Raw genomic sequence first — 17,507 nt, 5'->3', positions numbered from 1 at the left:
CCCGGCGGACGCACCCGGCCCGCCGGCCCGGCAGTCCCGCCGTCCCCGGACCTACCCGGGGACGGCGGGCCCGTCAGCGGCGGCGCTTCGGCAGGTCGAACTGGTCGGCGGCCCGGCAGTCGCGTGGACCGCCGACCGCGCCCGGCCCGGCCCGGTCGAGCGCGGCGCGCGCCCGGATCCGGCCCAGGTTCCAGGCGTACCAGGGGTCCGGCTCGTCGAGGTCCTTGGCGACCCAGCTCAGCGTGCAGCGGCGCACCGGATCGGGCAGGCCCGCCAGCGCCGGCGTCGCGTCGGCCGAGAGCGCCCGCAGGTACCAGGCGTCGATCTTCCCCGTCTGCTCGTACCGGGCGATGTTGCGGCGGGCGGCGTAGTCCTCCGGGTTGAGCACGGCCAGGCCCAGCAGCATCACCACGGCGAGCGCCACCGTCGTGCCGGGGATCCAGGCGCCGCGCCAGCGGAGCCCGGCCACCAGGATCATCAGGAACACGGTGCCGAGCAGCAGCTCGAACGCCATCACGAAGAGCCGCTCGCCGGTGAAGCTGTACGCCTTCTGGTACGTGTACATGCGGGACAGCGCCGACCCCACGATGACGAAGCTGAGCACGCTGAGCAGGCCCAGCAGGACCCGCAGCAGGTGGCGCTCGACGGCCCGGTCCCGTCGCGCCCAGCGGGCCACCCCGCCGAGCACCGCCAGCGTCAGCATGGTGACGACGACGAGCTGCCAGAACCCGCTGCGGGCGTACTCGGCGTAGCTGAGGCCGGCGGTGCGCAGCACGTGTCGCTGTCCACCGAACAGGACGGTGAACTGCACCGCCACGAAGCCGCCGAAGAGCAGCGTCAGGGCGCTGATGACCGGCGCCCACTCCACGAGGCCGAATCGGCGCGTGCCGGGCCGGTCCATCGTCGACAGGTCGGGCGGCGCGGCCAGCGTGTAGACGGCGGCGACGGCGCAGAGCCCGCCCACGGCGGCGAGGAGGATCCAACGGAACGTCGCGCCGCCGTCGACCTCGGGAACCAGCTCGCCGAGCATCACGGAGAAGGCGCCGTCGGCCGAGGACAGGAGCGCGCCGAAGACGATCAGCGCGGCCACGGTGGCGGCGGCCGACCCGACGACCCGGCGGGCCAGGTGCGGGTTCGCCGGGGCGTGCAGGTGCCCACGCACCCACGGCAGCCCCCGCAACGCCGCGAAGGGGGCCGCCACCAGGCTGAACAGGATGGAGCGGACGAGCCGGCCGCCCACGATCGCGAGGGTCGCGCAGCAGAGCGCGCCGAGCACGCAGAACGTCACCAGCCACCAGGCGTTGCGGAAGGCCAGGACCGACAGCAGCGCCAGGGCCGCCACCGCCCAGCCGGCGCGGATCAGCCGGTCGGCGCGCGGCAGTTCCGCACCCGTCCGCCGGACCGCGAGGACCACCGCGACGGTCAGGGCGAGCCAGCCGAGGAACCAGCCGATGCCGGTGCGGGTGAGCGGTACGAAGAACGCCAGGCCCAACGCTCCGGCGAGGACCGCGAGCGGTACGGCCCGGTCCTGGGTGGGCGCCGGCCCCGGCCAGCGCGTGTCGAGGAACGACGGCGGGCGCGGGACCGGCTGGTAGCCGCGGTACGGCGCCGGCGCGCCGGCCGGCACCCCGATCCGGTACGGCGCCGGCAGCGGCGCGGCGGCGGGCTGCTGGACGGTGGTCGCGGGCGGGCGGGCAGCGGATGCGCCGGTGCCCGCCGACGCGGCGGCCGGTGCTCCAGCGGTGGCCGCCGCCGTGACAACCGGTGCTCCTGCGGGGGACGGCGTGGCGGTCGCGGGCGTCCCGGTGTCGGGGGTCGCCTCGCTGGTGGGCCCGTTCGTGGTTGGCGCAGCGGGGGCGGTGGTGGTCGGTGCGGCGTCGGTGCCCTCCGGCGGCGGGCTGACGGCGTCAGGTGGCGGCGCGGCAGTCGGTGCCGCGGCGTCCGCCGCCGCCATCCTGACGGTCTGCGTTGGGATGTTTCTCGCCGGCTCGACGACGACCGTCGGCATGCTCGTGGCGGTCGCCTCGGCCGGTCCGGCGGCGGGGACGGCCGGTGCCGGGGCCGGCGGGTCGGAGGCGACCGCAGCCGCCGTGGGGGCGGCCGGCACCAGCGGGATGAACACCGCGTAGCCGCGCGTCCCGGCCGGGATGCTGACGGGGATCGCCCAGGCGGGGGCGCCCTCCGCCCCGGGCCACACCATCGGGGGCGGCGCGCCCTCGATGGACGGCATGACGAGCAGGTGCGGCGTCGCGTCTCGGGGGTCGTCACCGTCGGTGCTGCCGGGCGCCTCGCCGGAGCCCGGAGGGCCCGGCACCGGTGGTGGCTGGGTCACGGAACCCCTCCTCGTTAGAACGGTCGGCACACTGTACGGCCGACTCCGGCGTTTCCGCCGCCCCGCGTGCCAGCCGGCACCGAGGTGGCGAACGGGAAAGGCGAAGCGGACTCATTCGGCATATCACCAGAGTTTCCGCAAGTGCTGTCCTCAGGGATCAGCCGTCCGATAACGGACAGGACGCCGATCGCCTCTCCGGCGCACTGTTGTAGCAGGTCAGAGGCGTGAGGATGGCGGGCCACAACCCATTCCTCGGGCCCGGCGGGGACAGCATCGTCCCCGCCGACACCGCCATCACCGAACCGACCCCGCGACGGCCGCGGCGTAGCGCAGCGCCGTCCGCCCACGCAGCGCGAGGTCGCGATCCGGCAGTCACGTCCCGGGTGCCCGGGCGTCGCCCGTCCCATCCTGCCCACCGGAACCGGCCCTGCTCCCAGCCGGTCGGTCCGGTCACCGAGCACGAGAGGAGCCGGCAATGGCCGCTCCCACCGCCACCGCCTCCCTGAACGCCTCCACCTACTCACCCGGCGACCAGATGATCCTGACGGTCACCTACGGCGACGCCGACACCAAGCCGGTGACCGTCACGATCGTGGTGACCGACGCGCAGGGCAACAGCAGCGCGCCGGTCAAGGTCACCGCCGTCATCGACCCGCTCACCCTCACCGTCACCGACGACTCCGGCCGCACCTGGACCAGGGCGTCGGACAACGGGTCCGTCGCCGTCTACCGGGCGGTGGCGTGATGCCCCGGGTCACCGTCACGGTGCGCGACAACGGCGGGCGTACCGCCACCGCGACCGCCGACTACACGATCGCGCCGCCGGTGCTGGGCGGCTACTACCTCTCCGGCGGCGCCGACCCGACGGCCGACATGGCCGGCGGCAACTTCCGCTCGCTGACCCAGTACCGCAGCTTCGCCGACGGTTACATCTTCCCCGGCTACCAACGGCCGTGGCTCGTCACGCTCGGCAGGGCCGGGATGCAGATCAACATGGTGCTGGAGCTGAAGCACTACGGCGCGCCCAACGCCGGGCCGCAGACCTTCACCGTGGACGGCGTGACCTACACCGTCCCGGCGCCCGCGATGACCATCCAGCAGCGTCCGGGCACGACCTGGCCCCGGGCGTACGGCTACAGCCAGGTCCTGGCCGGGCACTGCGACGGGCTCTTCGCCCGCGCCCTGTCCCAGTACCGGACCATGGGCTTCGGGGTGAACATCCAGCTCGCCTCCGAGCTGGACACCGACCACGAGTTCGGCACCACCGAGTCCGGCGTCACCTACCCGTGGGCGCAGTCGGACGCCCGTGCGGTGCAGGCGATGACGTACATCGTGAACTGGTTCAAGGCCCGCCAACTGCCCGCCGGCACGACGTTCTCGGTCGGGGTGGGCGGCTTCGACCGGGCCTGCTTCCAGCGCACCCACCCGGAGTCGCTGATGGCCAGGCTCGACTTCCTCCAGTGGAACGCCTACGCCACCAGCCCCACCCACACGGCGCTGGCCCGGTTCCGCCGGGCGAAGGACTGGGCGGTGGCCGACCTCGGCCCGGTCGCTCTCTCCCGCCCGGTGATCATCGCCGAGTGGGGCGTACGGGTGGCGGAGGTGCCGGACCAGGCGGGCTGGATCGCCACCGTCCCGGCCGCCATCGCCCAGCTCAACGCCGAGCGGGGACCCCGGATCGCGCGGACCAACTACTTCAACTCGGGCTGGGGCACCCTGTCGCCGAAGTCGACGGGGCTGGCCGCGCTGAAGGCGGCGTACGCCACCCGGCCGTACGTCTGAGCGGCCGGCCGGAGGTCCGCCGGGAGCCGGGGAGCCCGGCGGCGGAAGGATAGACGTCGATCATGAGGTCCATCGATGGTGGTATAAGATCCGCCGGATCGCGCGCAGGCCCGCTCGTGCGCCTCCCGGTGCGATGTCCACCGAGCCCGCTGCGCCAGGACAGCCATGGAGATCATGTGAAGTTCAGTCGTCGTCTCGCCCCTGCGATGGCCGCCCTCGTGCTCGCGGTCGGCGCCGTGGTCGCCCCGGCCGGCGCCGCACAGGCGCATCCTGAAGCGGACACGGTAAACGTCTATCCGCCGATCCAGGGTTCGTCCACCTGGGACCGGTTCGGTCTCTCCGGGCCGACCTCGCACCACATCGTCTTCGGCCACTGGGGCTACCCCAACGACTGGGCCGTCGACATCTACCGCAGCCCGGGCGCCACGATCGTCTCGCCGTTCGGCACCAAGACCGCTTCCGGGCACCCGGTCGCCGTCAAGGTGGTCACCGTCCAGGCCGGCTGCGCGACCCGCAATCTCGCCGACGGCGGCTACCGCATCGGGCTCGAGGCCCGGGACACCACGACCGGGCAGATCCTCGGCCGGGCGGACGTGATGCACGTGAACAACAAGCCCGGCGGCATCGTCGTCGGCGCCTCGGTCGGTCCGTGGACCAAGCTCGGCGAGACGGGCCGCTTCCGCTGGTCCAGCTGCTACCAGGTCAACGGTGACAGCGGGGTCCACATCCACCTCGAAGTCATCAACCAGCACCGCTACTCGTGCTACGTGTCCCGTGGTGCGAACACCGCCCTGACCGACCTGACCGTGGTGGGCAAGGTCGGCGTGCACTACACGGGGCAGCGGCAGCGCTGCTGATCCGTCGATCGACGGCGGACGGGTGCCCCGGCTCCGGTCGGAAGCCGGGACACCCGCCCGAGCCGGGCGCACGCGCGGCTCCACCCCGGCGTCAGTAGGCCAGCTCCACCGGCCGGCCGAGCACCCGCGCGCCGTTGTTGGCGAGCCAGCCCTCGGCCGCCGCCGCGTGCTGGCTGAACGTGTGGATGTCGCGGAACCGGCGCTGCAACGACGACGAGTCCCGGGCCGCCCCGCCGCCGGCCGCCCGGTAGCAGGTGTCGACCGCGGCGGCTGCCCGCTCCGTCACCCAGGGCAGCGCGGCGGAGATCCGCGGGTGCAGCGCGGGGATCGCCGCCGGATCGGTGGCGCAGGCCGCCCAGAGCTCGTCGGCCAGGTCCCGCAGCAGCGCCCGGGCGGCCCGTACGTCCAGGTCGGCGCGGCCGAGCTGGAGGCGGAAGGCCGGCGAGTCGGCGAGCGACTGCCGGGCGTAGAGCCGCTGCCGGCCGCCCTCGAGCAGCGCGACCATGTCGTCCAGCGCGCCCTGCGCGATGCCGACCGCCACCGCGCCGAGGTGCAGGACGAAGTGGACCAGCGGCGCCACGAAGCCCGGCCCCGGCACGCAGGGCACGCCGGTGAACAGGTCGAAGCTCTCCTCCGTGGGGCAGAAGGCGTCCGCCACCTCGATGTCGTGGCTGCCGGTGCCGCGCAGGCCGAGCACGTGCCAGGTGTCGTGCACGGTGACCCGGGAGGCCGGGAAGAGCATGGAGCGCATCGCCGGCGGTGCCCCCGCCGGCCCGGCGTCCCCGGCCAGCACGCAGTTGCCGAAGATCCAGTCGGCGTGCCGGGCGCCGCTCGCGAACGCCCACCGACCGGTGACCCGGAAGCCGCCGTCGACCGCCTCGGCGCGCCCCTGCGGGGCGAACCCGCCCCCGACGACCACGTCCGGACCGTCGGCGTAGAACTTGTCGAACCGGTCGCGGGAGAGCATCGCCACCAGGTGCGGCGTCTCGGCGCCGATCATCACCGTCCACCCGGTGGAGCCGTCGGCCCGGGCCAGCGACTCCAGCACCCGCAGCCCGGTGTGCAGGTCCGCCTCGTACCCGCCGTGGCTGCGGGGGACGAACATCCGGAAGCAGCCGGCCGCCCGCAGCGAGTCGAGCAGATCGGCGGGCAGCCCCCGGGCCGCCTCGATCTCCCCGGCCCGGCGGGACACCTCCGGGAGCAGTGCGTCCACCGCCCCCGTCAGCCCGTCGGGGTGCTGGTCCTCCATGGGTTCCTCCTCGCCTCGTCGCTCGGCCTCCACTCTGGACCGGCGGACGACCCGGGGCCAGGCTCGCCGCTATCGGATCCCCGCCACTTCGCGCGGTGGGCATCCGCCCGACGCCGCCGCCCGGGGAAGGGCCGGAACGGCACGCCGACCCGACCCGCTCCCTATGCTCGAAGCATGGAACTGCGGATCTTCACCGAACCCCAGCAGGGCGCGACGTACGACGACCTGCTCGCCGTGGCCCGCTGCGCGGAGGAGGCCGGCTACGGCGCCTTCTTCCGTTCCGACCACTACCTGAAGATGGGCGCGGTGAGCGGCGACCCCGGCCCGACGGACGCGTGGACCACGCTCGCCGGCCTGGCCCGGGACACCCGGCGGATCCGGCTGGGCACGCTGATGACCGCCGCCACCTTCCGGCTGCCCGGCCCGCTGGCCATCACCGTCGCGCAGGTCGACCAGATGAGCGGCGGCCGGGTCGAGCTGGGCATCGGCGCCGGCTGGTACGCCGAGGAGCACACCGCGTACGGGATTCCCTTCCCGTCACTGGGGGAGCGCTTCGACCGGCTGGAGGAGCAGCTCGCGGTCGTCACGGGGCTCTGGGCGACGCCGCCCGGCGCGACCTTCGACTTCGCCGGGACGTACTACCCGGTCGGCGACTCGCCGGCCCTGCCGAAGCCGGTGCAGGACCCGCGCCCGCCGATCCTGCTCGGCGGCATGGGCCCGAAGCGCACGCCCCGCCTGGCCGCCCGCTACGCCGACGAGTTCAACCTGCCGTTCGCCTCGATCGAGGACTCCGCCGCCCAGTTCGACCGGGTCCGGGCCGCCTGCGCCGAGACCGGCCGCGACCCGGGCGAGCTGCGCTGGTCCAACGCCCTGGTGCTCTGCTGCGGGCGCGACGACGCCGAGGTGGCCCGGCGGGCCGCCGCGATCGGCCGGGAGCCGGACGAGCTGCGCGAGAACGGCCTCGCGGGCACCCCCGCCGAGGTGGTCGACAAGATCGGCCGGTACGCCGAGATCGGCAGTGAGCGGATCTACCTCCAGGTGCACGACCTGGCCGACCTCGACCACCTGGAGCTGGTCGCCGCCGAGGTGAAGCCCCAGCTCTGAGCCGGCGGGCAACCGCCGCCCCACCACCGCGTCGACTCCATGCACCCACGACGGCGGGAAGTCGCGCGGGGCGGCGGCCCCCGTCGTACCGGCCGTCAGGCGTGGCCCACCCGGGGCGCCGGCCCCGGATGGGGCACCGGGTGCGGCGGGGGCGTCGGCGGCGGCGCCGGCTTGGGGCGGGGCGTGGTGCCCGCCGGGTACGCCCCGGCCGACGACACCGGTCCGATGCCGGTCGGGTCGATCTCCTCCTCGGAGGGGAACACGTCGCCCCGCGGGGCGGGATCGCGGTAGCTGCTCATCGGCGTAGGGTTCCCCGACGGGGGCGCGGTAACCGTGCCCGATCGACCGGTTTTCCGTCCCGCCCTGCTCGTCGGATGATGCGTCCCGACGACCGCGGTGTCGAACGGGGGTACGACATGGAACTGCACCGCAACCGGGGGGCGTTGGTGCTGCCCCTGGCCTGCGTGATCGGGGGCGGGGTGCTGCTGGCGCTGCCGGGGGAGCACGTGCTGCTGCGCCGGCTGGTCGCCGTCGGCGCCGTGCTGCTGGGTGCGGGCGTGCTGGTCGGCCTGCTGCGCCCGTTCCGGTTCGTCATCGGCGCCGACGGCCTGAGCGTCCGCCGCCCCGGGCTGCGCCGCACGATCGCGTGGGCGGAGGTCGCGGCGCTGGCGCTGGCCCGGCCGCCCGCCCGGCAGGGGCTGCCGTCGACGCCGCGACTGCTGCTGGTCCCCGCGCCGGGCGCGCTGGTCGACCTGCCGGCCGACGCGCACCACCCGGTCGACGGCCGGGCCGCGGTGGAGCTGCTGGACCTGACGCGGGTCCGGGAGAGGCCCGCCGAGGTGGCGGCGGCGCTGACCCGGCACGCCGGGGACCGTTTCGTCGACGCGCTCGGCGGGGCCCCGGCCGCCGACCGCCACCGCACCCCGTGACCACCGCCGGGGCCGGGCCGCGGCACAACTGGGCGGGCAACGTCCGCTACGCCGCCCGCCGCCACCACCGCCCCTCCTCGCTCGACGAGCTGCGCCGGCTGGTGGCGGGCAGCGACCGGCTCCGGGTGGTGGGCACCGGGCACTCGTTCAACCGCCTCGGCGACACCACCGGCGACCTGGTCTCGCTGGCCGGGCTGCCCGCGACCGTCGCGCTCGACCCGGACCGCCGGACCGTCACCGTGCCGGCCGCCATGCGGTACGGGGACCTCGCGGCCTGGCTGCACGCACGCGGGTACGCCCTGGCCAACCTCGCCTCGCTGCCGCACATCTCGGTCGCCGGGGCGGTCGCCACGGGCACCCACGGCTCGGGGGAGACGATCGGCAACCTGGCCAGCGCGGTCGCCGGGCTGGAACTGGTCACCGCCGGCGGCGACCTGCTGACCGTGGACCGGGCGGCCGACGGGGACACCTTCGCCGGGATGGTCGTGTCGCTGGGCGCGCTGGGCGTCGTCACCCGGGTCACCCTGGACGTGGTGCCGACCTTCGAGATCCGCCAGCACGTCCGCCTCGGCCTGCCCCGCGCGGCGCTGGACGCGGCGTTCGCCTCGGCGTACAGCGTCAGCGTCTTCACCGACTGGCGGTCGCCGCGGCTGCGGGAGGTGTGGGTCAAGCAGCGCGCGGACGCGGCCCCGCTCCCGGCGGACTGGCTCGGCACGACGGCGGCCGACGCGCCGCGGCACCCGGTGCCGGGCATGCCCGCGCGGAACTGCACCGCACAGCTCGGCGAGCCGGGCCCGTGGCACGAACGGCTGCCGCACTTCCGGCTGGAGTTCACGCCCAGCAGCGGGGCGGAGTTGCAGTCGGAGTACCACGTGCCGCGCGGCTCGGCGTCGGCAGCGCTGGCCGCGCTCGATCCGGTGGCGCACCTGATCGCGCCGGTGCTCCAGGTCTGCGAGCTGCGGGCGGTGGCCGCCGACGGGTTGTGGCTCAGCCCGAACCACGGGCGGGACAGCCTGGCCATCCACTTCACCTGGACCGCCGACGCGGCGGTGGTGCTGCCGGTGGTGGCGGCGGTGGAGCAGCGGCTCGCGCCGTTCGCGCCGCGCCCGCACTGGGGGAAGGTCTTCGGCCTCGCCCCGGCGGCGGTCGCCGCGGCCCTGCCCCGGTACGCCGACTTCCTCGACCTGGCGTGCCGGCTCGACCCGGCCGGCACGTTCCGCACCGACCTGCTCGACGCGTACCTCCCGCGGCCCTGACGGGCGGAGGCCGGGGGAGCGGTCCGGTCAAGTGTCGGATGTTTGCCTCGACACCTCCGACGGCTTTCCGACAGCAGGGTTCCCGTGGTTGCCTCTGACGACCCTGTCGTGTCCACAGAGGAGAGACATGTCCCCGGATCTGGCCGGCGCCGGCGACCGGTTGACGCCGATCGACAACCGCGACCTCGCCCCCATCACCGTCGTGGCCCAGTGCCTGGACAACCAGTGGGTGACCCAGGACCTGCTCGAACGGATGCTGAGCCGGCGGCTGTCGTACCGGGACGTCGAGCGCTCGCGTCGACGCGACGCCCGCGCCGAGTACCTGCGCTCGATCCTCAACGCCGAGCAGGTCGTGGTGAACCGGGCCTACTTCTTCAACAACCCCGTCGTCCACCAGGACTTCACCACCGAGGGCCCGCAGCGGGACGCCTTCCGCGCGTTGCTCGACGAGAGCGTGCTCGTGCCGTTCCTGCTGTCCGAGCGCACCCCGGTGGCGGAGCCGAGGTTCGGCGTCGACTCGGCGGGCTGGTCGGCGTGGGTACGCGTGCTCGACGAGGTCGACACCGTACGCTGCCTGCGCCTGTCCTGGGACGACGCGCAGAACCGGCTGCTCACCGAGCGCTGCATCATCGCCGAGTTCCGTCGCTTCCTGCTCCAGCTGCCGGCGTTCAACCTGGCGGAGCTCCAGCGGGACCTCCGGCTGGACGACGACAGCCTGCCGCTGCTCAAGCGCCGGTTGCAGGAGGTCGCCATGTGGGCTCTCAGCGCCGAGCAGGCCGACCGGGAGGGCTTCTACCGGGAGTTCCTGATGGAGCCCGACACCAACCCGGCCGACGGGATGTTCCGCGCCGGGCCCCTGGTCGCCGAGCTCAAGCAGCTCGTCGACCTGCGCTACAACACGGCCCTGCCGGACGCCGTCGACGGCTTCGCGCTCATCCCGGCGGACTCGCTGCGCCGCACGGCGATGCAGGAGTACCGGCGGGAGCGGCCCCCGGAGCGCGACATGGACGACCTGCTCGGCCTGCTGCGGACGCTGCGGCCGTACGCCTTCGACCTGGTGCAGCTCCCGCTGCGGATCGACCTGACCGGCCTCGAACTGCACCACGTGCACCAGGCCCGGCGGACCGACGAGTGGCGGGGGTACGTGGAGAGCCTCCGGGCCCTGCTGGACGAGCCGCTCGACTTCGTCACCCGCTCCCAGCAGGTGTACGACCGCTACGTCGCCCTGGCCCGGCGGCTCACCGACATCGTGGGGGAGCGGCGGCTGGACCGGATCAACGCCTGGGAGCCCGTGATCCGGGTGACCGTCGAGGTGATGGGGAGCAGCGTCTCGATCGTGTTCGACGGCGACCCGCGGGTGGAACTGGTCGGGGAGGTGGCCACCGAGGTCGCCGCGCGCGGGGCGACGGCCGTCGTCCGGTTCGCCGTGGTGGGGCGGGACCAGCGGCGGGCGGGGCGCGAGCTGGGCACCGGTATCGACGTCATGCGGGTACGTCTCCAGCGGGCCGGGGAGGATTGGCGGGAACTCGTGCGCCGGCTGCGGGAGATGGGCTTCCCGGTGTCCGACGGCGACGAGGAGGCCAACGAGGCGAACATCGACCGGCCGGAGGGGGACGATGACTGACGAGCGGGGCGAGTACGCCGAGCTGCGCAGGCGGCGGCCCGAGTACTTCACCAACCCGCCGGACGCGGCGGTCGAGATCCTCGACGGGGCGGAACAGGTGGCGGCGGCGGAACGCGCCAAGGCGGCGGCGCTGCGCGCCCGTGGCCTGCCGGTCGAGTGGAGCCGGACGGGGGTGGTCTACCGGGACGAGTACGTGACGCTGCTGCGCGACCCGGTCCGCCTCCCCGGCGGGGCTGTCGGGACGTACGTCCGGAAGCTGCCCACGGGCGGCGCCGACGGGGTCGTGCTGCTGCCGGTGCTCGACGGCGCGGTCGTGCTGGTCGAGCACTTCCGGCACGCCACCAGGCGCTGGCACCTGGAGGCGCCCCGGGGGTTCGGCGAGGCGGGGGTGGCCGCCGAGGAGCAGGCCGTCCGGGAGCTGCGTGAGGAGCTGGGGGTGGCGCCGACCCGCCTGGTCGACCTCGGTGAGGTGCACCCCGACACCGGCACCGCGACCGACGCGGTCCGCCTCTATCTCGCCGAGATCGCCGAGCTGGGGCCGGTCGGCGCGGCGGAGGGCATCCGGGCGCCCCGGGCCCACCCGCCGGAGCGGGTCGGCGAGCTGATCAGCGACGGGACGATCACCGACTCGTTCACCATCGCCGCCTGGACCCGAGCCTGGCTGCGCGGGCTGCTGGCGGCCGGTACGCGCTGATCCCGCGACCGTCCGGTGCCGGCCGCCCGCCCGTTCCCCGGCGGCCGGCACCCGGTCAGTGCCGGTTGCCGGCCAGCTGATCGCGGAGGCTGCCGCGCTGCACCGCCCGGCTGATGTCGCTCGGCGAGACGATCCCGACGAGGCGGCCGTCGGCGACCACCAGCGCACGCCCGTCGGCGCACTCGCTGAGCCGGGGGAGCAGCTCGTTCAGCGGCTCGTCGGGCCGGGCGAGCACCAGTTCGTCGGCGCGGCAGGCCACCTCGGCCAGCGTCGTGCCGGCCCGGCGGTCCGCCGGGATGCCGCGCACCCGGTCGAGGGTGACCAGGCCGACGGGCCGGTCGTCCTCGGTCAGCGGCAGCGCCGTGTGCCGGTACGCGAAGAGGTAGTGGTCGACGAAGTCGCCCACCGTCATCTGTCCCGACGCGGTCTGCGGCTGCGGCGTCATCACGTCGGCCACCCGGATGCCCTGAAGCGCGCTGCCCATCCGGGCCTGCCGCTCCTCCATGCCGGCGGCGCCGATCAGGAACCAACCGATCAGGGTCAGCCACAGCCCGCCGATGCCGACGCCGGCCAGGAACTGCCACAGCCCCAGCCCGATCAGCACCGCGCCGAGCACCCAGCCGGCCCGGGCGGCGACGACCGACGCCTTCGTCCGGTCGCCGGTCGCCTTCCACACGGCGGCGCGCAGCAGCCGCCCGCCGTCCAGCGGGGCGGCCGGCAGCGCGTTGAAGACCGCCAGCAGCACGTTGATGCCGGCCAGCCAGGCCAGCGAGCCCAGCAGGAGCCCCTGCACCCCGGCCACGGCGAGCACCACCGCGATCGCGCCGAAGAAGAGTCCGATCAGCAGGCTCACCAGCGGGCCGACGCCGGCGATGCGCAGCTCCGCGCCCGGGTCGCGCGCCTCGCCGCGCAGCTCGGCCACCCCGCCGAAGAGCCAGAGGGTGATCCCGCCGACCTCCAGCCCGTTGCGCTTGGCGACGATCGCGTGCGACACCTCGTGGGCGAGCAGGCCGAGGAAGAAGACCACCGCCGCCGCGAGCCCCGCCAGGACGTACGCGGCGACCGGCCGGTCCGGGTAGGCCCGGGGGAACTGGTTGGCCGACAGCCCCCAGGCGATCAGCGCGAAGATGACCAGGACGCTCCAGTTGACCCCGACCGGTACGCCCGCGATCCGGCCGAGCCGGAAACTCGCCCTCATGTTTCGGGTACTACCCGCGATCGTCGCGCCCATGCCAGTTCGGAAGGCCATGCTGGCCGATGCCGCGACGGGCGGACCGTCCGATGACGAGGTCCTGGCCGGTTGCTGCGCCGGAACTCGGCGTGGTTAGCGCTCAGGCCCACCGCCAGCGGAAATGACGGACGGCGGCCCGCTGAACCAGTCGGGCCGCCGTCCGCAGAATGGGATCAGAGCGAGCGGATGTTCTCCGCCTGCGGGCCCTTCTGGCCCTGGGTGATGTCGAACTCCACCCGCTGGTTCTCATCGAGGCTGCGGAAGCCACTCGATGCGATCGCGGAGAAGTGGGCGAAGACGTCGGGGCCGCCGCCGTCCTGGGCGATGAAGCCGAAGCCCTTGTCGCCGTTGAACCACTTCACGGTGCCTGTAGCCATGTCTGCTCCTTCGCAGGCTGTTGGAGACCGCACGGTGTGCGGACTCTCGCGCCGCCGCGTTGATCGCCCGCGCCGAACCGACACGACAAACGAAAAGAGCGCCTGGATGAGGTTTCAGATAACCCCATCAGGCGCCGGAAACGTCTACGGAAATCAAAACTGCAACAGGGAGACCGTAGCACAGGCGGGTAACAGCCCCTGGTCTCCCTGCGTGTGTCCCTGTCCTGGCGGCGCGACGTCCGCAGGTTCTTCGGGGTGCGGCAGACGGTCCTTCTCGTGGTGGAGAAGGACCGTGCGGCGCGGGGTCAGGTAGCGCCGGCCTGCTGGCGGCACTGGTGGTCGCGGTTGTGCTGGAGGGCCTCTTCCAGCTGGTCTTCGAGGATGATGATCCGGCAGGCGGCTTCGAGGGCGGTGCCCTGGTCGACCATCTCCCGGGCCCGTGCGGCCAGGCGCAGCTGGTAGCGGGAGTAGCGGCGATGTCCGCCGGCGGAGCGGAACGGGCTGATCAGCTTCGCCTCGTCGAGGCGGCGCAGGAAATCCTGCGAGGCACCCACGATCTCGGCGGCGCGGCCCATGGTGTAGGCGGGGTAGTCGTCGTCGTTGAGCATGTCGTCGGGTTGGGCCATACATTCCTCTTCGCGAACGAGGGCCCCGGCGCAACACGCGCCGGGGCCCAGGGTTACGGGTTGAGTACACCATCCACCGACAGGTTCGTCGGGTTCTCGTTTCCGCACCGTGCCGCTATCGGCAGGCGGTGCGAGGATCGCATAAGCGTGACCGGAGACCACCTCACGTTCGATGGGACTACGGCGTCCGCCTCAGAACTCGCACTACGTCCTGACAGCGGGCGATCCAACGGCGTCCAGCCCTCCCTTTCCTCTTCTTGCATTGCCTACGGTTGCTATCCGCCGATGCCGGAGCCCCACGCGACTTCATGGCCCCGCACATGTGCGGCGGATCCTTGCTGCATCAGGCGGAGCCCCGAACCTTGCATCGGCCCTGCCTGCGGTCTGCCCTGACCTGGAGTTACGTCAAGGTCTTGTCCTGCACTTGCCGTGTTGCGCGCGGTGATGTGGTTCCACCGCAGTTGCCGAGCGGGCCGCGAGAAGTTCCGGGCCCTGCTTCGACGCTCCTGCTCTCGTCAGCGTCTTTAACCGATCTCTGTCGTCAACGGAGGCAACACTACCCAGCCCCACCAAGAATGTCTAGCCTCGGGAGACCAGATTTTCTGGGCCGCTGATCGCGGGTCTCCCCACCGTGCCGCCGGCCCGCGGGGATGTGCGCCCGGCGACGCGCAGGTCAGCCAGCGCTTCGAGATGTGCGCGAGGACGGCGGCGACCTGCGCTGCCGAAGCCGGTCCGGTTCGTGGCTGTCTGAGCTGCGGTACGTAATCAACTGCTGACGGCGACGTTGACGGCTTCCCCGTGGACGTATACCTATTTAGTCATCGTCGTCAATCTTTCGGTCGCCGCCACGAGCCGATGGCCGGGAGACGCAGAGGAGTCCATGTGAACCGACGCACCTTCCGCCGCGCCGTCCTGTCACTCGGCATCGCGACGACCACTCTGGTCGCAGCGACCGGCACCCCGGCGTACGCCCGGCCCGACCACCCCGCGCCGGCCCCGGCGGTCGCCAGCCCGGTGTTCGCCATCACCGACGGCGTGGCCCGTCAGGTGGCCCTCACCGGTCGGTCCGAGCTGACCCGGTTGGGCGGCTCCGCCGTGAACGGCCCGGTCGACCTGCTCGCCGCCGGCGTCGACGCCCGGCTCGCCGGTGACCTCCGCGCCGCCAACCAGCGGCTGCTGGTCGCCAAGGGCCTGCCGGGCGGCACCGGCTCGCTGTTGCGGTTGCGGCTGGCCCACCCGGACATGCGCGCGGCGCTGGCCCGCGGCGAGGCACCGCTGGTGGCCGCCACCCCGCCCGACGACTCGGCGACGAGCGTGACCGCCTACGACCGCTCCGGCGGCACGGTGGTGCTGGATGCCACGCGGGTGCCGCGGCAGCCGGTGCTCGTGGTGGACGTGGACACCGAGCGGGCGCTCACCGCGGGGCTGGCGATGATGCGCCAGGAGCTGGGCGAGAGGGGCATCGGCCGGGCGGCTCCGGCGCGTCCGGCGACCCGCGCCTCCGGGGTGACCGCGTCGGCCGGTTACTGGGCCACCAAGGTCGACGCGGTCCGGCTGAGCGACGACGAGGAGCCCTGGATCAAGGGGGACGCCGAGATCTACAACCTCGTGGCCGGGTTCGGGTTGGACGGCAAGGTCAAGGTCGACCTCGTGCAGATGCCGTATCTGGATCACGACGGCACCACCTACCAGCCGAACCAGTTGCTGGTGCACTTCTCCTCGTACAAGTACAACCTGGCCGACGTGGTCATGATGGAGGACGACGGGGACACCAACTACGCGGCCCTGGTCAAGGCCATCGCCGGCGCGTTGCTGGTGATCGTGGACGGTGGCGCGTACACCCCGTTGGTCAACGCGATCCTGGACGCCGTCCCCACCTCCTGGTACACCGACGACCCGGACTTCGTGGACGCCTGGTACACCCTGAGCACCGCCAGCAGCGGCCGGAAGCACGGCGCCGCCGCCAATGGCTGGATGGACCTCTCTCCGTACTGGGTCGCGCAGTTCTGACAGGCCCGCTCTTCGGGCAACGCGGGACCACGGCCGCCCTGGCCGTCGGCGACGCCTTCGCCGCCCTGCGGGCCGGGTTGCGGGAGGTGCTCGACGCGCAGGGCCGCATCCCCTACCCCGGGTGGCGCGGTGACCATCTCGCCCATGCCGGCGCGGCTCACTGGGCGCGCTGTACCCGTTGAACGGGCGTAACGGAGGAAATGTCTGTCAGTTCCGCTCGACCCCCGCTGGACGTCTCCGGGCAGCGGATTGTCTACTCATCTATACATTTACATGCATTACAGTGGCGCCGTGCCAGCCCGTACGGGTACAGGCGGCCCACGGCGGCCTCCCGGCATCCCTAATCTTGTGGAGAGGTGCTCGTGATCAGTAACTCCTCAGCGCGCCGCCGTACCCTGCTGGCTGCCGCCGCTGGTTTCGTCGTGGCTCCGTGGGCGGCGACCGGCGTCGCGCACGCGGCGGTCCCGAAGGTCTACCTCGACCCCGGGCATGGCGGCACCGACCCCGGCGCCGTCGGCAACGGCCTGACCGAGAAGGCCCTGACCCTCAGCATCGCGCTCCAGACCCGCGACATCCTCAAGGCCAGTTACAGCGTCGACGTGCGGATGTCCCGCACCTCGGACATCACCCGCAGTCTCACGTACCGCACGAGCGACGCCAACGCGTGGGGCGCCACGATCTTCGTCAGCATCCACATCAACTCCGGCGGCGGTACGGGTTTCGAGAGCTACCGGTACCCGGGCACCTCCAGCGCCCTGCACAGTCCGGTGCACTCCCGGGTCCTGTCGGGCATGCGCACCGTCGGCTCGGTCACCGACCGCGGCCTGAAGACCGCCAACTTCCATGTGCTGCGCGAAACCGCCATGCCCGCCGTCCTGGCCGAGAACCTGTTCATCGACACCGTGGCCGACGCGAACCTGCTCAAGCGCGCCGCCTTCATCACCGCCACCGCCCGGGGGCACGCCAACGGCATCGCCGCCTACCTCGGCCTCTAGGATGCTGCGTCGCTGAGGCGCCTGCACGCCGCAGCGGGGCCGGCGAGGACGCGCTACGTGGTCCTGGCCGTACGCGCGGGGTGGCTGCTCGTTCAGGTCGGCAGCCGCCCCTGGTCGTGGCCGTGATGGAGTCAGCCGGCGGCTTTGGCGACGATGCGACTGATCTCCTCCTGGCCGAAGGCCCGCATGGTCGTGGTGCGGACGTTGCCCGCCCCGCCGAGCCGCACGAGCGCCGCGGAGGCGGTCTCGTCGTCGGGCGCCTCGACGACGGCCACGAGGTCGTACAGCCCGGCGGTCCACCAGATGTTCTGGAGATTCGCCCCCAGTTTCTGTGTCGCTGCGGCGAAGGCCTCGGCGTGCTTCGCGGTGTCCTTGGAGTTTTGGATCCCCTGATCGGTCCAGTTCAGCAACGCGACATACGTCGACATGACCCTTCACCTC

17 protein-coding genes are annotated in these 17,507 nt (G+C 73.2%); 10 read left to right on the top strand and 7 right to left on the bottom strand.

The window, feature by feature from the left end:
- Positions 1-73: 73 nt before the first annotated feature.
- The gene (locus AC0OO9_RS07185) at positions 74-2,332 is read right to left on the bottom strand and encodes a DUF4153 domain-containing protein (RefSeq protein WP_484516467.1); all 2,259 of its coding nucleotides are present in this window, start codon (positions 2,330-2,332) and stop codon (positions 74-76) included.
- A 475-nt stretch (positions 2,333-2,807) separates the two neighbouring features.
- Here AC0OO9_RS07185 and AC0OO9_RS07180 point away from each other — a divergent pair, with 475 nt between their 5' ends.
- The 3 genes from AC0OO9_RS07180 to AC0OO9_RS07170 all read left to right on the top strand — a co-directional run bounded on the left by AC0OO9_RS07180 (position 2,808) and on the right by AC0OO9_RS07170 (position 4,971).
- Positions 2,808-3,077: a hypothetical protein gene (locus AC0OO9_RS07180; protein WP_151453705.1), complete on the top strand. Its 270-nt coding sequence runs from the start codon at positions 2,808-2,810 to the stop codon at positions 3,075-3,077.
- The gene (locus AC0OO9_RS07175) at positions 3,077-4,114 is read left to right on the top strand and encodes a hypothetical protein (protein WP_484516466.1); all 1,038 of its coding nucleotides are present in this window, start codon (positions 3,077-3,079) and stop codon (positions 4,112-4,114) included. The genes AC0OO9_RS07180 and AC0OO9_RS07175 overlap by 1 nt, the downstream gene beginning before the upstream one ends.
- A 176-nt stretch (positions 4,115-4,290) precedes the next feature.
- Entirely contained in the window at positions 4,291-4,971 is a 681-nt protein-coding gene (locus AC0OO9_RS07170; protein ID WP_484516464.1) for a hypothetical protein, read from the top strand.
- A 91-nt stretch (positions 4,972-5,062) separates the two neighbouring features.
- Here AC0OO9_RS07170 and AC0OO9_RS07165 read toward each other — a convergent pair whose 3' ends face one another.
- Positions 5,063-6,220 carry an acyl-CoA dehydrogenase family protein gene (locus AC0OO9_RS07165; protein WP_484516463.1) on the bottom strand — a complete coding sequence of 386 codons (1,158 nt, stop codon included), beginning with the start codon at positions 6,218-6,220 and terminating at the stop codon, positions 5,063-5,065.
- A gap of 174 nt (positions 6,221-6,394) precedes the next feature.
- Between AC0OO9_RS07165 and AC0OO9_RS07160 the strand changes: the two genes are divergently transcribed.
- A complete protein-coding gene (locus AC0OO9_RS07160; RefSeq protein ID WP_484516461.1) occupies positions 6,395-7,324 on the top strand; it encodes an LLM class F420-dependent oxidoreductase in 930 nt (309 codons plus the stop codon).
- A 95-nt stretch (positions 7,325-7,419) separates the two neighbouring features.
- Here AC0OO9_RS07160 and AC0OO9_RS07155 read toward each other — a convergent pair whose 3' ends face one another.
- Positions 7,420-7,623, bottom strand: coding sequence for a hypothetical protein (locus tag AC0OO9_RS07155; RefSeq protein WP_484516460.1), 204 nt, complete (start codon positions 7,621-7,623; stop codon positions 7,420-7,422).
- Between the two features lie 75 nt (positions 7,624-7,698).
- Here AC0OO9_RS07155 and AC0OO9_RS07150 point away from each other — a divergent pair, with 75 nt between their 5' ends.
- From AC0OO9_RS07150 to AC0OO9_RS07135, 4 genes are all read left to right on the top strand, one after another.
- Positions 7,699-8,253 (top strand): hypothetical protein, encoded by a 555-nt coding sequence (locus AC0OO9_RS07150; protein WP_484516458.1) that lies wholly within the window; start codon positions 7,699-7,701, stop codon positions 8,251-8,253.
- On the top strand, positions 8,250-9,509 hold the full coding sequence (locus tag AC0OO9_RS07145; RefSeq protein ID WP_484516457.1) for an FAD-binding protein: 1,260 nt from the start codon (positions 8,250-8,252) through the stop codon (positions 9,507-9,509). The genes AC0OO9_RS07150 and AC0OO9_RS07145 overlap by 4 nt, the downstream gene beginning before the upstream one ends.
- A gap of 127 nt (positions 9,510-9,636) precedes the next feature.
- Positions 9,637-11,133 (top strand): hypothetical protein, encoded by a 1,497-nt coding sequence (locus AC0OO9_RS07140; RefSeq protein WP_484516455.1) that lies wholly within the window; start codon positions 9,637-9,639, stop codon positions 11,131-11,133.
- On the top strand, positions 11,126-11,827 hold the full coding sequence (locus AC0OO9_RS07135) for an NUDIX hydrolase (RefSeq protein WP_484516453.1): 702 nt from the start codon (positions 11,126-11,128) through the stop codon (positions 11,825-11,827). Before AC0OO9_RS07140 ends, AC0OO9_RS07135 begins: the two co-directional genes overlap by 8 nt.
- 55 nt (positions 11,828-11,882) lie before the next feature.
- Here AC0OO9_RS07135 and AC0OO9_RS07130 read toward each other — a convergent pair whose 3' ends face one another.
- From AC0OO9_RS07130 to AC0OO9_RS07120, 3 genes are all read right to left on the bottom strand, one after another.
- Positions 11,883-13,025 (bottom strand): site-2 protease family protein, encoded by a 1,143-nt coding sequence (locus AC0OO9_RS07130; RefSeq protein WP_484516451.1) that lies wholly within the window; start codon positions 13,023-13,025, stop codon positions 11,883-11,885.
- 206 nt (positions 13,026-13,231) lie between these two features.
- A complete protein-coding gene (locus AC0OO9_RS07125; protein ID WP_132237154.1) occupies positions 13,232-13,435 on the bottom strand; it encodes a cold-shock protein in 204 nt (67 codons plus the stop codon).
- A gap of 305 nt (positions 13,436-13,740) precedes the next feature.
- A complete protein-coding gene (locus AC0OO9_RS07120) occupies positions 13,741-14,061 on the bottom strand; it encodes a MerR family transcriptional regulator (RefSeq protein WP_484516449.1) in 321 nt (106 codons plus the stop codon).
- 882 nt (positions 14,062-14,943) lie between these two features.
- On the opposite strand from AC0OO9_RS07120, the gene AC0OO9_RS07115 reads away from it, so the two are divergent.
- A complete protein-coding gene (locus AC0OO9_RS07115; protein ID WP_484516447.1) occupies positions 14,944-16,071 on the top strand; it encodes a DUF3103 family protein in 1,128 nt (375 codons plus the stop codon).
- A 356-nt stretch (positions 16,072-16,427) separates the two neighbouring features.
- Positions 16,428-17,066, top strand: coding sequence for an N-acetylmuramoyl-L-alanine amidase family protein (locus AC0OO9_RS07110; protein WP_484516445.1), 639 nt, complete (start codon positions 16,428-16,430; stop codon positions 17,064-17,066).
- Positions 17,067-17,197: 131 nt separating this feature from the next.
- On the opposite strand, the gene AC0OO9_RS07105 is transcribed toward AC0OO9_RS07110, so the two are convergent.
- On the bottom strand, positions 17,198-17,494 hold the full coding sequence (locus AC0OO9_RS07105; RefSeq protein WP_484516443.1) for a GYD domain-containing protein: 297 nt from the start codon (positions 17,492-17,494) through the stop codon (positions 17,198-17,200).
- Between the last annotated feature and the right edge of the window lie 13 nt (positions 17,495-17,507).

Source organism: Micromonospora sp. USAFONa4 (genome assembly GCF_057197825.1).
Note: the sequence above shows the minus strand (reverse complement) of the source record. Positions and strands in the feature narration are given on the sequence as shown.